Origin of the sequence: Paenibacillus sp. 2KB_22, from assembly GCF_052115745.1 — a bacterium.
Classification (GTDB): domain Bacteria; phylum Bacillota; class Bacilli; order Paenibacillales; family Paenibacillaceae; genus Paenibacillus.
In genome coordinates this window covers 42,438-57,999 of record NZ_JBFRHG010000003.1, presented here as the reverse complement: position 1 = coordinate 57,999, position 15,562 = coordinate 42,438, and the positions used below count along the sequence as shown (strand labels likewise).

The following is a 15,562-nucleotide window of genomic DNA, read 5'->3' as shown; positions in this document are numbered from 1 at the left end:
TTTAACATTAATGTCTCTATTCTTTGACTGCAAGAATTACAAATCGCTTCTGCTGCACTTCCCAAAATCCATATTGCTCCATCTCCATACGAATCTCCATTAATTGCTCACGGAAATGTTGTTCCTTAAAATCAGGTACTTGCCACGGGATGGTCTTCAGATAATAGACCAGTGCTCCTATATCATAGAAACGCTGCGCGGGGGCTGCTTCATGTTGCTCTATAATACGGAATCCAGACTGTTCCAGCTGAAAAACAGCACGATTCAGCTCCCATCCGGCGTAATCCGCTGGCATAGGAATGCCGAGTCGATCATTGATCTCCCTGCAATCTGACCAACCTACCTGTTGAGTTAGAAATAGCCCGCCTACCGATAGAATCCGCCTCACTTCCAGCTCATCATACGACTCATGCCGATTAAGAATCAGATCGAATTCCCCGTCTTCGAAAGGAAGTTGCGAATCATCAGTCACGGGAAGCACCTTCACACCTAACGGTTGTAAACGTTCCTCTGCAATCGGTATATTCGGGAGATAGCCCTCGGTCGCACATGTGTATGGAGGAAGTGGTAGGAGTCTGGACAGCATTTCTCCTCCGCCAGTACCCATATCGAGCATTCGTTCTGTCTGACTCAACAATCTGCGGGCGATCGTTCCATAAGACCAAGGCAACATTCCGCTCTGGAGTCGCTCGCTTCCTGTTACATAGCTAAAATCCCAGCCACTAAACGGCCGTTCTGCCTCTTGCACTCCTTGCTCATATCGCTCAATCGTCGCCTCTTTAAACTTTTCTACTGACATTTCTGAATGAGTATGATAAAAGTTCATGTTCAATAAAACCTCCAATTAGTGTATTCATAAACACAAGTCCATCTTATCTCTTGAATGCACATATGAACGGAGGTCCACGAATTCGATTGGAGGTTTCTGTAATGTTGCAAAACCGTTTTTATATGTCGTACTCTTTACCTTTATATTTCATAACATCTTCCCTCCTACATACGCTAATAAAATTAACGTAAGCACTCATTGCTCCACAACTAGAATGCTTGAATATCTAATTCTATATCTATATAATTTCCAGTATTTATTTAAATAGATTATATTCAATCACCATCGACAAGTCCATTACAATATGAATTAGGCGATGCCCAAATAGAGCACGCCTGCTTACCTTCCAATCTTATTCTGCTTGCAGTACTTCCATCAGGTTGTCATACTCTTCACTGGTCAGGTACTTCGAGATCACCTGTTCAATCTCACGCAGTTCCTGTTCCGTTAGGCCACCTTCCATGGCGCCTGAGATCTGCTGCATTTCTTTCTGCGGCAGCTTATTCATGAGCAAGCTGAAGATTTTTTCTTTCTCCTCTGCGGGTAGCTTGTCCTTCGCTCCTGTGATGTCATCCGGTGATACAACGATAGCATCATTACCTGAGGAAGCACCGCCGCTAGTCGATCCGGTTCCGTTCCCCGAAGCTGGACCACTCCCCTGGGCTGTTCCCGACTCATTACCCGTGCCTGTATCCGTCCCATTGCCTGTACTTGCGCCTGAGTTTGATCCTACGGTCGTATCTGTACCTGAACCTTCACCTGCGCCCTCGCTTGAGCCGCTCCCCTGGGACGCATCGTTGCCTGCATCTACGCCAGATTTACCGCTCTCCGTCCCATTCCCCATAACTGAAACAGCATCTTCCGGAACCTGCTCTTCGTCCGCTCCTGTCGGCTGATCTGTTGTCCCATTTCCCGATTTATTCCCTTCGCTGGTTTTACCGCCCAAGGCACCCTGGAACATGGCGGTTAACCCCATGGGTTGACCTTCCCACTGAATATTGAAACTCGCGAGTAGCGACTTCGCATATGACTGTACAATTAATCCGGTCGTGAGCAGTGTCAGTGAACTGACCAGCAACACGGTTAGCACGATTTTGACAAACCACACAAGCAACTTCATTCCGTTCTCTCCCTCCGATTATCCCACCCGTCTAGCATGCGCATGTCGGGATCTGTGACTCTACTGTTAACCAGTATTGACGGAAATCTCGGGATTATATCCGATATATATACAAAAAACCTCCAGTCATCGCTATAAAAGCAACAACTGGAGGCTTAACATGCCTAAGTCGGCAGTCTATCCTATTTTATAATTCAAGAAACAATCTCTCTATTTCTTCGATTACTCGTAGATTGGAAGAACTTGATTTGTTTGCTCACGGTTACGACCAACGGAGAAGATGGCAATTGGAATGCCTGTCAGTTCGGAAACACGTTTTACATAATTCTGTGTGTTCACTGGCAGGTCTTCGAGTTTCTTCGCTCCGGTGATATCTTCGCTCCAGCCTGGCATCTCTTCGTATACCGCTTCACATTCTGCCAGCATTTTGAGGCTTGCCGGATAGTGTGTGATGACCTCGCCACGGAATTTGTATCCTGTGCAGATTTTTACGGTTTCCAGACCTGTCATTACGTCCAGAGAGTTCAGGGATAAACCTGTAATTCCGCTGACACGACGTGCGTGGCGAACAACAACACTATCGAACCAACCCACACGACGTGGACGTCCAGTTACCGTACCGTACTCATGTCCAGTCTCACGGATTTGGTCGCCGATTGCATCATGCAATTCCGTAGGGAATGGGCCATCTCCTACACGGGTTGTGTAAGCTTTCGCTACTCCAATGACTTGCTGAATACGAGCCGGGCCTACGCCAGAACCGATACATACGCCGCCTGCGGACGGATTGGATGATGTAACAAATGGATAAGTTCCTTGATCGAGGTCCAACATCACGCCTTGTGCGCCTTCAAACAATACTTTCTTGTCCTCATCAATATATTCGTTCAGAACAACGGATGTATCACGTACGTAAGGACGCAGAATTTCAGCATATCCGAGGTAATCTTGCAGAATCTCTTCAACATCAACAGGCTGGCCGCCGTAGACTTGCTCGATGACTCGGTTCTTTTCTTTGACCAGATGACGCAGTTTCAGTTCGAAATCTTCAGCATCCATCAGGTCAACCATCCGAATACCAATACGAGCTGATTTGTCCATGTAACATGGGCCAATTCCTTTGCCAGTCGTACCAATTTTGTTCGGACCTTTGCTCTCTTCTTCGAGTGCATCCAATACCATGTGATATGGCAGGATGATATGTGCGCGCTCACTGATGGACAGGTTCTTGGTTGTAAAATCATTGTCATGAATATAGTTAATTTCTTCGATGAGTGCCTTCGGGTTGATAACCATTCCGTTACCAATAACACACGCTTTATCCGTGTAGAAAATCCCTGATGGAATCATCGTCAGTTTATATTTTTTGTTATCAATCAGAATTGTATGACCCGCATTGTTACCACCTTGATAACGAGCCACCACATCAGCGCTCTCCGCCAAATAATCCGTGATTTTACCTTTTCCTTCGTCTCCCCATTGCGTTCCCACTACAACTACCGTTGACATAGTTAACATTCCTCCGTGGGTGCCTTGCGCACCTTTGTATTGGTCTGTCCGTCCTCTATCCCGGCAGGCATGTTACGCAATAAACCGACTGAGAAGCGTGCTAACGGACAGTAAAAATGTCCTTCCGTTACATTCAAGGGAAGGTTTGCGCTGCTTTAACGCAGCAGTATTAGTGTACCAGTACCCTTTTTCAAAGTCAAATCAAATGGCGAACAATTAGATATAGTACAACCGTAATGTTCGGGATTTACCCATAATTTCGACACAAAAAACCGGAGACCTCAGTCCAATCTTGCTTGACTGCTATCACCGGTTCAAGGATATCTATTTTAATGTGAATCTATATCTGGTATTTATAACACATGAATGAGTTCAGTTGCTCTAATAGTTGATCTTCGGGACAGACGAGTTTGCTTCCTGATCGGAGCCGTCAGCACCTGCCCGTTACATCGCGAAGGCGTCATTGTGCGCCCTCTCGTAGTTGACGAATTTATTAAAGTTTTTCAGGAAGACCAGTTCTACTGTACCTACCGGACCGTTACGCTGTTTCGCGATAATGATCTCAATAATATTTTTCTTTTCGGTATCCTGATTATAGTAGTCATCCCGGTAGAGGAACGCTACGATGTCGGCATCTTGCTCAATCGAACCCGATTCCCGCAAGTCACTCATCATCGGACGTTTATCCTGACGCTGCTCTACACCCCGGCTCAGCTGAGACAAGGCGATAACTGGAACTTCCAGTTCCCGGCCAATCTGCTTCAGTGTACGTGAGATCTCGGATACCTCTTGTTGACGGTTCTCCCCGGCTTTACCGCGTCCACTAATCAATTGAAGGTAGTCAATCAGGATCATACCCAGACCTTTCTCCTTCTTCAGACGACGGCATTTGGCACGAATATCGGCTACCGTGATACCAGGTGTGTCATCGATATAGATATTAGCTTCGTTGAGAGCTGCGATACCCATCGTCAGCTTCTGCCAATCTTCATCCCCTTTGAATTCCCCTGTACGAAGAACTCCCGCGTCCAGGTTGGCTTCCGCACAGATCATCCGTTGTACGAGCTGTGCAGCCGACATCTCCAGACTGAAGATGGCTACCGTTTCTTGCGCCCGGATGCCTACATTTTGAGCAATATTCAAGGCGAAGGCAGTCTTACCTACGGATGGACGCGCCGCTACAATGATCAAGTCACTGCGCTGGAAGCCGGCAGTCATCTTGTCCAAATCGATGAAGCCGGAAGGGATGCCGGTTGTCGTTCCCCGGTTCTGATGCAGTGTTTCGACTTTATCGAATACTTCCATTAATACGTCCTGAATGGCTATAAAGCCACTACTGGAGCGACGATTGGAAATCTCCAGAATACGACGTTCAGCTTCTCCAAGCATGGCTGCAACATCTTCGCCGCCTGTATATCCTTCGCTTACGATCTGTGTTGCCGTACGAATCAGACGACGCAGCATTGATTTCTCTTCAATAATCTGAGCGTAATAGTCTACGTTCGCAGCTGTAGGTACACCATGAGCCAGCTTAGCCAGATAACTAACGCCGCCGATGTCCTCCAGCTCACCTTTATCCTTCAGAAGCGAGGTCAGTGTAACGAGGTCAATCGGTTGATTTCCCTCGCCAAGTTGGATCATCGCTTCAAAGATTAATTGATGGGGCTTATCATAGAAATCCTCGGTTTGCACCCGTTCCATCGCTGTAATTAGGGCTTCACCCTGCAACAGGATTGCACCCAGCACGGCCTGTTCGGCTTCCAGGTTCTGCGGGGGAATCCGGTCGAATAACATTTCGCCGCCCATCTTACTCTTCCGTTACCTGTACCTTCAAGGTTGCCTTCACTTCAGGGTGAACCTTGACAGTTACTTGTGTTACGCCGAGTGTACGAATAGGCTCGTCCAGCTCAATTTTGCGTTTGTCTACTTTCAGACCTTTTTTAGACAAAGCTTCTGTAATCTGTTTGCTGGTAATAGCGCCGAACAGACGACCACCTTCGCCGGATTTGGCTTTCAGTTCAGTCACTTCTGCTTCCAGCTTCTTCGCGAGTGCTTCCGCTTCTGCTTTCTCTTCCTGTTTAATTCTTTCTTCAGCCGCCTTCTGGTTGTCCAGTGTCTTCATGTTGCCATCCGTTGCCGGACGTGCAATTCCCCGTGGCAGTAGGAAGTTCTGTGCGTAGCCCTCAGATACTTCCTTCACTTGCCCTTTCTTGCCTTGACCCTTCATATCTTTTATAAAAATGACTTTCATTCGAACAGCCCCTCTTCCTTTTCGATTTCAGCCAGTACGTTCGTCAGCCGTTTTTCTGCCTCTCCAAGCGTTCCTTCAAGCTGCACGGCAGCATTCGTCAAATGTCCGCCACCGCCCAACCGTTCCATGACAACTTGAACATTCATGCGCCCCAGCGATCTCGCGCTGATGCCAATCAGTCCATCCGGACGCTCACTAATCACAAATGAAGCAACCACGTCAGTCATGTTCAGCAATGTGTCCGCTACTTGGGCGATCATCATCTGTGAAATCTTGCTACCAGGGTCCGTAACCGCCAGTGCAATGTTCCCGTATACCATTTTAGCATGCTTTATGATTTCTGCCTTAGCAATATATTCTGACAGATCCTCTTTCATCAACCGTTGGACCATAATGGTATCCGCACCACTACGTCGCAGGAAGCCTGCGGCCTCGAACGTTCTGGAACCAGTGTGCAATGCAAAATGCTTCGTATCCATTGTAATTCCGGCAAGCAAAGCCGTAGCTTCAAGCGGAGTGAATTGTACCTTGTCATGAATGTATTGCAAGAGCTCCGTTACCAGTTCCGCAGCCGAAGATGCGTAAGGCTCCAGATAGATCAACACAGCATCATTAATGAACTCCTCACCCCGACGATGGTGATCCACAACGACAACACGGGTTGCAGACTGCACCAGTTTCGGCTCCATGGTCATAGAGGCTTTGTGTGTATCCACTACAACCAGCAGCGTGTGCTCTGTCATCATCTGAGTTGCTTGTTCCGGTGATACAAATGCTTTGGACAACTTCTCGTCCTTGTTCACCTGCTCCATCATCCGTTCGATCGCTGGATTAATTCCATCCAGAACAATGCGTGCTTCCACATTGTACAGACTCGCTGCTTTCCATACCCCGATAGATGCACCGATTGCGTCCATATCCGGGATTTTGTGCCCCATGATGAGCACTCGATCGCTCTCCTGCATGAGGTCACGCAGCGCGTGCGCAATAACTCGTGCTCTGACCCGTGTCCGTTTCTCCACGGCGTTGGACTTGCCCCCGTAGAAAGACAGGCGTTGTCCAGACTTTACAGCAGCTTGATCGCCGCCGCGTCCAAGAGCCATGTCCAGACTGGACTGTGCCAATTCTCCCATCTCGCTGATGCTGTCCGAACCAAACGCGAGTCCTACACTGAGTGTCATTGGCACTTTGAGGTCAGCGGTCATCTCCCGAACTTCATCCAAAATGACAAATCGGCTCTGCTCCAGTTCTTGCAATGACTTATGATTCAGCATCAACAGATAACGATCCGAAGACAGCCGGCGCAGGTACACTTCATATTGCTTGGCCCATGATGTAATCTCACTGGTCACACGGGCAATCAGTGCGGTACGCTGCTGGTCGTCCATGCCTTGGGCAGCCTCGTCCAGATTATCCAGAACGAGAATACCCAAAGCAAGGCGTTCATTTTCATATTTATCACGAAGAATGGCTAGCTCCGTAATCTCGTATACATATACATACCGCTCCTGCGGGTTATGAATAACTCCATAATGCCGATCATCCAACTGGAATTCGTCATGGAACTCCCTGGATGAATGTTCCTTCGTCCCATCCTTCTTCTCTTTAGGCTGAGGAAGTTTGGGAAACAAATTAAGCAGCGGATTACCCACCATTGTCTTCTCCTGGAACATCTCCGCAACGAAGCGATTATGCCACTCTACCGTACGATCTTCGCTGTACAGCACAATTCCGAATGGAAGCATGCTGACCGCTTCCCCCTCCATCCGTTTGATCCGGATAGACAGGCCATTAATGTAGTCGTTAAGCTCACGGCGGAACGCGAGCTCCGCCTTAATCATGACGATTCCCAGCGCCGAAGCCAGTATCAGACTAATCAAACCAAGCGTCCAGTTATAAATGGTAACGAACATAACGAGCAACAGCAGCAGTATGAACGCCCATACGGTATAGTAGCCGTGCCAGCGTTTCTTCAGAAATTTAGGCAAGACTCATCACCCTATCGTTTTGATTTCGATATTGCCTCACGAAGCGGGAACGCCAGATCGATAATTCCGATAATCCGAAGCGGACCAATGAAGAAAACCGCAGCCGCCAGAAAATATGGTATAACCGGATTCCATTTCTTTGTATGTGAGAGAAAGAAGAAGAAGCCGATCGCTTGAATCATGAAGCCCAGATTGATTAACGGCGACAGATTCATGGCAATCATCGTCCAGTATGTTCCATCGCTTTGTCTCGAGATCACTTCGATCAACAGTGCAAGGAAATAATACCAGATCAACGCACGCGGCATACGCCACTCTCTTGCTGGTGGAAGCTTCGATACCACCACACCCATCACGTTCAAAATCGGACGCGCAATGGCGTGTGTAATGAAGGCCATTACCATCGATGTGACAACGAGAGCAAACGGAATCATAAGCTGTGTTTGTTTGGCGACATCCTCGGTCATCTCTGGTGTCCATGCAAACCCGTTGATCATTTGATTAGATGTATTGGTTAACGGTTCAATGGTCAATTTGACCACATCTTCAATATAACTGGACAGGTCGAATTGGAAAATGACACTGCCGACCAAGAGCAACAACAAGTATTCTGCCAACATCATGCCACTTCCCGCCATCAGTGCAAACAGCGCCGATTTGCGTGTTTTATACGCGTGACCCATAACGATCGCGGGCAGGGTAAAGATGAGCAATAGTAACAGATAGATGGGATGGAATACGATCAAAATAACAGCTACAGGCACGAGATGCCATATAAATGATTTTAAAGATAATGAAGCATACAAAATAACTCCCGGTATCATCATAAAAAATATGGCAAGTACCGATAAAGGAGTTAACAGCGAAAGCAGCAAGAGCAGATAAACTGCGCTCCAAACAGCTGATTTAAAGCTAAATTTCAACAAATTCACCTCTTACGCATATGATCTTCTAGCGCGGAAATATCCTGGTACCAGTCTTCAAGCTGGTGACCTTCCTGTTTATGCTTTCTCAACTTCTCAACTAGCAGTGCATCCAGATCCTTGAAAGGAATACCGAGCCTGCGGCCCAATATGTAACTACTCATAATCAAACTGGCAAGACTGTCCCCGATTCGAGTTGTACTGCCTTCCCATAACGCCTTGAATAATCGGGATACCTGATCAAGCACTTCGGTTTTCAGCCATTCAATCACTTTAGCGCGTTTGGCTACATCCAGTTCTTTAGGCATATTGGCGAAAGTCACTCTCCCCCGAAAAAGCTTTATTCTCGATTATAGCATAAAAAGAGGGCCCGCAAAATTACCCCAAAAAGCGGAGAAGTTCTCCGAAACTGATGTCAGGTACTTATGCGGAGTCCTCCGTACATCCTATCGACCTATATATTTGTCAAAAGCTTCGAATGCGCCCTTGGTTCAGCACTTCTTAAGTTTAACATGATACCGGACGGCTGTGATTATCCCTCACGACACAATAATGTTTAAATTCGGTACAGCCTTACTTAGCCTTGATCGATTCTTTGGCTACAATGCCCTCGCAGTACTCAATAATCTGACTCCGTCTGACAATACCAATGAACCGATCCATGTCATCGACCACAGGAACAAAGTTCTGAACTTTAGCCAGATTAATCAGGTCCTCCATGTTGGCGTTAATGGATACAGGTTTAATATCCAAGCGAAGGGGAACATCCTTGAGCAAGAACTTTGAAGCGTTTTCAAATGAAATCTTTCCCTCGGCATTCTTCATATACCACAGTAAGTCGCCTTCAGTAACCGTACCAATATATTTGCCCTCTTTATTCAAAATGGGTACCGCCGTAAAACGATGATATTCCATCCGTTCCAACGTTTGCCGCAGCGTAGAATCCGACGTCACACACGTAACCTCTTGTTTGGGTAGCAAAAAAAATGCGATGTTCATACCCTTGTGTATCCTCCTTGTGAATTTCTTCGTTCAACTTATCTCGCTCAACTTATATTATACGGATTAGAACGCAGGATGTTCCAAAAGGATCATAGTTCTCGCTACAGAGAAAAAAAACAGCAGCCCGCGAATAAACGTACTGCTGATTGTGGTCTACTACACATCATCGGTATGGAATTGGTTATTCAATCTTTTGCCGGTCAGGAATCATTACTTCACCGGCTGGAGTTGATTGATCCATCCAGTTGTTAATCAGCTCTTTGGCATATTGGACATCTTTCTCGTCAGCCTGGCCATAATAGATACCATCCTTTTTCATCCCCTCACCAAGAATGGTGAAGCTTGAAATCTGCGGTTTCTCCTGAGTAAGCACCTGTTTAGCCAGATCAATAATAAAAGAAGCTCGCATATCCGTCTGGAAGCTGTCTCCCATAATCTGAATCAATTCCGGAATTTTAGCGATTTGATTCAAATTGAGCATCTCATTCGCCATCGCGTTCAGGAAAATCTGCTGCCGCTTGGTACGATTAAAATCACTATCCTCACGGTATCTTACATAATACAATGCTTCCTGCCCGTCATAGATCGGCTTACCGCCTTCAATCGTGAATTGCACATGATCCGGGTTTTTGTTCACAATGTCCTCATCAATGGGCAGTTTTACACCACCAAGCGCATCAACCACTTTTTTGATTCCGTCGAAGTTGATCGTTGCATAGTAACCTACATCAGCATCAAGAAATTTCTCCACCGTATTGATGGACATATTCTCCCCACCGAAAGCATAGGCATGCGCCAGCTTATCATAATCATCTACGCCGTCCTTGTTTGCATCCCGTCCCACAATCTGCACATACGTATCACGTGGAATGGATACCAGCAGCACACGGGATTCCTTCGGACGTACTACAGCATAGATAACGGTGTCCGAACGTCCACGCGTCTTCTCATAGGCACGTTTATCCGAACCCAGCAGTAACACGGAGAAAGGTTCCTTACGGTATACCGTTGGATCAGGCGTATTGTTGCCTTCTTGCGGTACATAAGAGCGGGATAGCTGATCTTCTACCGAACCGGCGAGAAACAGATCAAATGCCGCTACAGCCAGCTGCTGACGGAACAAATATCCTCCGATTAACAAAACAACAAGTGAAACGAGCGTTATATATAGGCCTTTTCTTCTTTTCTTCTTCTTATCTTTAGTTCTGCTTTTCATCCATTGATTCCTTCTTCACTATGAAAATGATACTGCCTGGCTATATAAGTTTCATCTAATATTTACACAAATAACGGAGAGGTCAGAGAAAACCTGAAGAAGCGTAGCTAAAAGCTTTCTGAAAGAAAGCTACATCGAAAGCATACGCCTCGCCTTTATCACCGGATTTTAACCTTTGGAAAGGAAATCAAAAAATCTGGGGATAACAGCGATCGGAAGGTTACTCTGAACTCGCAGTGATGCAGTGTAACGATTCGTTGAACTTATATAATACCAATTAAACGTCTGGGATGCCTTGTGACTCGGTGTCCTCTGAAGTTTTCTCTCTCTGGAATCAAGACACCGCTTACGCTCGTTCTATTGTAATCATTGCGGGAGGAAGAAAAGTTACAATCCGGTTAAATTGAAAAGAACAGCGACTCCTTTTTAGTTTCAAAAAGTACACTGTTCTCTTCATTTTCATACATGATGTTATCCGTTCGTGGATACACTTTCCACATGATGCCTCTTCTCTTTATGACGCAGACGTCCCGTTATAAGTGCAGCCACCAGCGTAAGCACGCTGAATATAACCGCAGACCAGAAAAGTCCATTGTAACCCTCACCTGTCGTTTGATGCAGTGCCTGAAGTAACACATCACGGATACCTTCATCAGGGATCTGGGACAGGCCCTCAGTCAGACCGGAGACATCACTCCCCGATGCCCCGCCTGAGGCATATTGTTGCAGCATTTCAGGCGACACCTGAATTCCTTTATTAGCAAATCCTGCTTGAATGTTGGACCCCAGATTAGTGAAAGAACGTGCCAGGAATCCGGCAAAAATGGTAGGTGCAATAGCCATCGCCATCTGGCGGAATAACGAGCTGGTCGCTACCGCGATGCCTTTGTTGTTCTCCCCCGCCTGTTCTGTGACGAGTACGTTAACTGGCGCACCAAGCATCATGCCAAAACCGATACCTACGAGCGTACTCGCGATGACAAATTGCCAGATATGCTCCACCCACAGCGGGAACAGCAGGAATCCAATGGCAGATAAGAGCCCCGCAACCGATAACGTCCAGATTGGCCCTTTGCGGTCAACGAGGTAGCCACCTCCACCCGCCCCAATGCCGGATGCCAGCGCGAGCGGAGTAAACCAGTACCCGGAAGCCGTATTGGATACGCCGAGATACTGTTCAACGAAACCGGGAATAAAGATCACCGAGGCCAGAATGGCTCCCGAGAAAAAGGCAATCAACAATGTCCAGCGAAAGGACGCAATGCCCAGAAGTTGTGTCGATACAACAGGTTCACGTTCGGATCCTTCCAGTCTTTTTTCCATGAAATAAAAGAGCACCAGAATGATTACACCTGCCAAGAAAAAGCCGTAGAACATCGGTGATCCCAGGCTTTGAATCATGTTCACACCGTCCAGATTGCTGAAGCTATACATTAAACTGAGTACACCCAACGTCAGGACAGCAATACCGCTCCAGTCCACTGCTGCACGATTAAGCTCCTGCTCTTCATGAATATATCGAATACCTGCAATGAATAGCAAGATGGCGATAGGTACGTTGATCAGGAATAACCAGTGCCAGTTGCCCGTAATGTCCAGTATAAAAGCACCGATATTCGGCCCCAAAATGGCCGCAACACCATTCATACCCCCTAGCAGACCCAAGGCTGTACCTTGACGCTCCGCCGGGGACTTGCTTAGCACGTAGGAGCTGGCAATGATAAATATCCCCCCACCGCCCAAAGCTTGAATAACACGAGCGATCAGGAAGAAGGTAAACGATGTGCTTAGCGCAACCAGCAGGGACCCGATTCCAAACAACGCCACTTCTATCAAAAACAGTTTTTTGCGACCATAACGGTCAGACAGTTTGCCTGCAATCGGAACACTTACCGCAAGTCCAAGCGTGTAGAGCGTAATCGTCCATGCTCCCCACGTTGGCGACACACCAAATGATGCATTTAAGGTGGTCAGTGAAGAGGTGATGATTCCGTTATCCAGCGCAGCCATAAATACCCCTATGGCAAACAGGACTAGCGGCCATTTCATTTGTTTTTGCATCACATGTTACCTCCCGGTCAGATCTTAAATTCAGTATCGTACAGTTGGTTTGGTACATATATATTAAACCGAATTAAATAATAATGACTCACTGGTCATTTTAAAACAAAAGAAATCCATATGTCAATTTAATAATAAGGTTACATGGTTCATTTTACCTCTGCTCCTATAAAAAAAAGCTGCCCACAGGTTTGATAAAACCTGCGGGACAGCCCTCATGTCTAACGTATTATGGCTGCATCAGATGACGATTCAGGAATTTCTCAATCGCACGGTACAGATCAAGCTGATTCTCCACGTTCGCAAAGCCATGACCTTCATTAGTCTTTAACATATAGGGTACATCGACTCCACGTTTGCGTAATGCTTCAACAATCTGGTCTGACTCGGCTTGTTTGACACGTGGATCATTAGCGCCCTGAACCACGAATAATGGAGCCTTCATCTGATCGATGTGGAAGAGCGGTGAAATCGCCGTTAACAGTTCCTTGTCTTTCACGGGGTCTCCTACACGTTCATAGAACATACTACGCTCTGACTCCCAATAAGGTGGAAGTGAGTCTAGAAGGGTGAAGATGTTGGAAGGTCCCACATAGCTGATGCCAGCAGCATAGACATCCGGTGTGAAAGCCAGTCCTGCCAGAGCGGCATATCCACCGTAAGATCCTCCATATATGGCTACACGTTTTGGATCAACCGTCCCCTCTTCAACCAGCCAGTTTACACCGTCTGTGAGGTCGTTCTGCATCGCTTTGCCCCACTCTTTATTGCCTGCATCCAGGAATTCCTTGCCGTATCCCGTGGAACCACGGAAATTGACCTGAAGTACCGCATAACCACGGCTTGCAAGGAATTGAATCTCAGGATTGAAGCCCCATGAATCACGTGCCCAAGGACCACCATGTGGAACAACCACCAATGGCAGGTTAGAAGTCTCAGCCCCTTGAGGCAGTGTTAGATAACCATGAAGGGTCAGACCATCACGTGACTTGTACGTAATAGGCTTCATATCCGCCATTTGACTCTCATCAATCCAAGGTGCGGCATCAGCCAGTTTATCGAGTTTGCCTGTTTTGGAATCGTAGTAATAATACGTCCCCATCGCTTTGTCACTATACGCTACGAACAATACTTGGCCTTCCTCACTTATGCTACTGATACTAACTTCCTTGCCTGGCACTTTCGCTTTGATATCCTGCATTAGCGTTTTGAACTCTTGATCAAAGAATTCATAGTTCACTTTATCAGTCTCATATACAGCAGCAAGAATGGTCCCTTTTTCTTTGGAAGGTACGAAGTTGCTTACATCCACATCTTTATTTTCATAGATGGTTTTGGTTACCTTTTTGCTGCTTGGGCTGTACTCAACAATCGCCGTTTTGTCTCGCTCCAAGTTGGATATCGCATAGATATTTTTGTTATCATACGTGAACATGACTGGAGCAAAAGTCTCTCCAAGCTTCGTTGTCAGAAGCGGCTCAAATTCTTTGTCCTCTGATTCACGATACAGTAACGAAGACACATTGCCATCACTGGACACGGCAACACGAATTTTACCTTCGTGATCCGTCAGCCAGCCCGTAATGTTACCCGGGTTCTCTGCAGCAAGTACAGCCTCCCCAGTCTTGATGTTAATCCGATACACATCGAAAATGCGCGGATCACGCTTGTTCATGCCTACCAAAATTTCATTAGGAATATTCTCAAGCGGATCTACCAGGATGGCTCTTGTGTTAGGATATGGCGTCAGATCCTTGCTGTTTTTACCATCGATATCCGTGACATATATATGGTAATTCTCATCGCCTGCCTTATCTTGTACATAGAGCAGCTTTTCATTGGTTGCCCAAGCAAATCCTGCAATATTACGTTCTGTTTCGCTTGTAATGCGTACAGGCTTATCCTGACCGTTTGCAGTAACTACGATATTCATGCGGTTGTTCCATGGCTCCAGGTAAGCAAGATGTTTACCGTCCGGTGACATCTGGAACCCTGCTTGAGCAGGCTGTTTGAAGAAGTCCTCCAGAGGTGTCAGACCATCCGATTTCACATCAAGTCCAAGCGCCAGATACAGTGCATCAGCGAATTCTCCATGGGTGACTGACTGTTTGGCATTGAATGCGCTACCTTCGATAATAAAATGCTGTTTAACACGCGCAGCGTCATTTGCATGCACAGCTGGAATCTGATCGGCATCACTATAAACTACCTGAATTCCGTTATCTTTCAGTTCGAATGCACGTGTAAACAACGATGCCATCTGTGCACGTGTAAGTGGAGCATCGGGGGCATAACCTTTGGCCTTCCCTTGAATGAATCCGCCTTGCTTTAATGCGTAGATTGCAGGCGCAGCTTCATTCTCCGGCAAAACATCTGCAAAACCTGTAAGTGTTGTAGGGGTATCCAGTTTAAGTACACGTTGCAGAATGATTGCTGCCTCCGCGCGGGTGATTGGAGTCGTTAATTGGGTCATGCCATCTGTCGTACCATCTATGTATCCCAGTTGCTGTAGTGTTTGTGTTGCCTTGGAAGCAATGGCCTCCGAGACAGAGGCTGTAGGTATAACGGCTTCGGCAGCCTGTACAGCTGGTTGAATCAGTGCGATGGACATGGCCATCGTAAGCGTGAGAGCGTATACCTTTTTACTTATTGCGTTCAAACAA

Annotated in this window: 12 protein-coding genes; all 12 read right to left on the bottom strand. The window is 46.7% G+C overall.

Annotated features, from left to right (window positions below; all coding sequences use genetic code 11):
• Positions 1 to 16 precede the first annotated feature (16 nt).
• The 12 genes from AB4111_RS19245 to AB4111_RS19190 all read right to left on the bottom strand — a co-directional run bounded on the left by AB4111_RS19245 (position 17) and on the right by AB4111_RS19190 (position 15,558).
• Complete coding sequence (locus AB4111_RS19245; RefSeq protein WP_442033277.1) at positions 17 to 799, bottom strand: class I SAM-dependent methyltransferase; 783 nt, start codon at positions 797 to 799, stop codon at positions 17 to 19.
• 382 nt (positions 800 to 1,181) lie between these two features.
• Entirely contained in the window at positions 1,182 to 1,949 is a 768-nt protein-coding gene (locus AB4111_RS19240; RefSeq protein WP_442032817.1) for a hypothetical protein, read from the bottom strand.
• 222 nt (positions 1,950 to 2,171) lie between these two features.
• Positions 2,172 to 3,458, bottom strand: coding sequence for an adenylosuccinate synthase (locus AB4111_RS19235; protein WP_091012210.1), 1,287 nt, complete (start codon positions 3,456 to 3,458; stop codon positions 2,172 to 2,174).
• 444 nt (positions 3,459 to 3,902) lie between these two features.
• Positions 3,903 to 5,264 carry a replicative DNA helicase gene (gene dnaB, locus AB4111_RS19230; protein WP_253442260.1) on the bottom strand — a complete coding sequence of 454 codons (1,362 nt, stop codon included), beginning with the start codon at positions 5,262 to 5,264 and terminating at the stop codon, positions 3,903 to 3,905.
• A 1-nt stretch (position 5,265) separates the two neighbouring features.
• Positions 5,266 to 5,709 (bottom strand): 50S ribosomal protein L9, encoded by a 444-nt coding sequence (gene rplI / locus AB4111_RS19225; protein ID WP_442032816.1) that lies wholly within the window; start codon positions 5,707 to 5,709, stop codon positions 5,266 to 5,268.
• The gene (locus AB4111_RS19220; RefSeq protein WP_253442262.1) at positions 5,706 to 7,697 is read right to left on the bottom strand and encodes a DHH family phosphoesterase; all 1,992 of its coding nucleotides are present in this window, start codon (positions 7,695 to 7,697) and stop codon (positions 5,706 to 5,708) included. Before AB4111_RS19220 ends, rplI begins: the two co-directional genes overlap by 4 nt.
• 11 nt (positions 7,698 to 7,708) lie before the next feature.
• Positions 7,709 to 8,629, bottom strand: coding sequence for a DUF2232 domain-containing protein (locus tag AB4111_RS19215; RefSeq protein WP_442032815.1), 921 nt, complete (start codon positions 8,627 to 8,629; stop codon positions 7,709 to 7,711).
• Positions 8,626 to 8,928, bottom strand: a complete 303-nt coding sequence (locus AB4111_RS19210; protein ID WP_253442948.1) for a MazG-like family protein — start codon at positions 8,926 to 8,928, stop codon at positions 8,626 to 8,628. Before AB4111_RS19210 ends, AB4111_RS19215 begins: the two co-directional genes overlap by 4 nt.
• A gap of 265 nt (positions 8,929 to 9,193) precedes the next feature.
• Positions 9,194 to 9,619 (bottom strand): CBS domain-containing protein, encoded by a 426-nt coding sequence (locus tag AB4111_RS19205; RefSeq protein ID WP_017691444.1) that lies wholly within the window; start codon positions 9,617 to 9,619, stop codon positions 9,194 to 9,196.
• Positions 9,620 to 9,803: 184 nt separating this feature from the next.
• Positions 9,804 to 10,838, bottom strand: a complete 1,035-nt coding sequence (locus tag AB4111_RS19200; RefSeq protein WP_091035261.1) for an LCP family protein — start codon at positions 10,836 to 10,838, stop codon at positions 9,804 to 9,806.
• Between the two features lie 471 nt (positions 10,839 to 11,309).
• Positions 11,310 to 12,899 carry an MFS transporter gene (locus AB4111_RS19195; RefSeq protein WP_442032814.1) on the bottom strand — a complete coding sequence of 530 codons (1,590 nt, stop codon included), beginning with the start codon at positions 12,897 to 12,899 and terminating at the stop codon, positions 11,310 to 11,312.
• Between the two features lie 229 nt (positions 12,900 to 13,128).
• A complete protein-coding gene (locus tag AB4111_RS19190; protein ID WP_442032813.1) occupies positions 13,129 to 15,558 on the bottom strand; it encodes a S9 family peptidase in 2,430 nt (809 codons plus the stop codon).
• Positions 15,559 to 15,562: the final 4 nt, after the last annotated feature.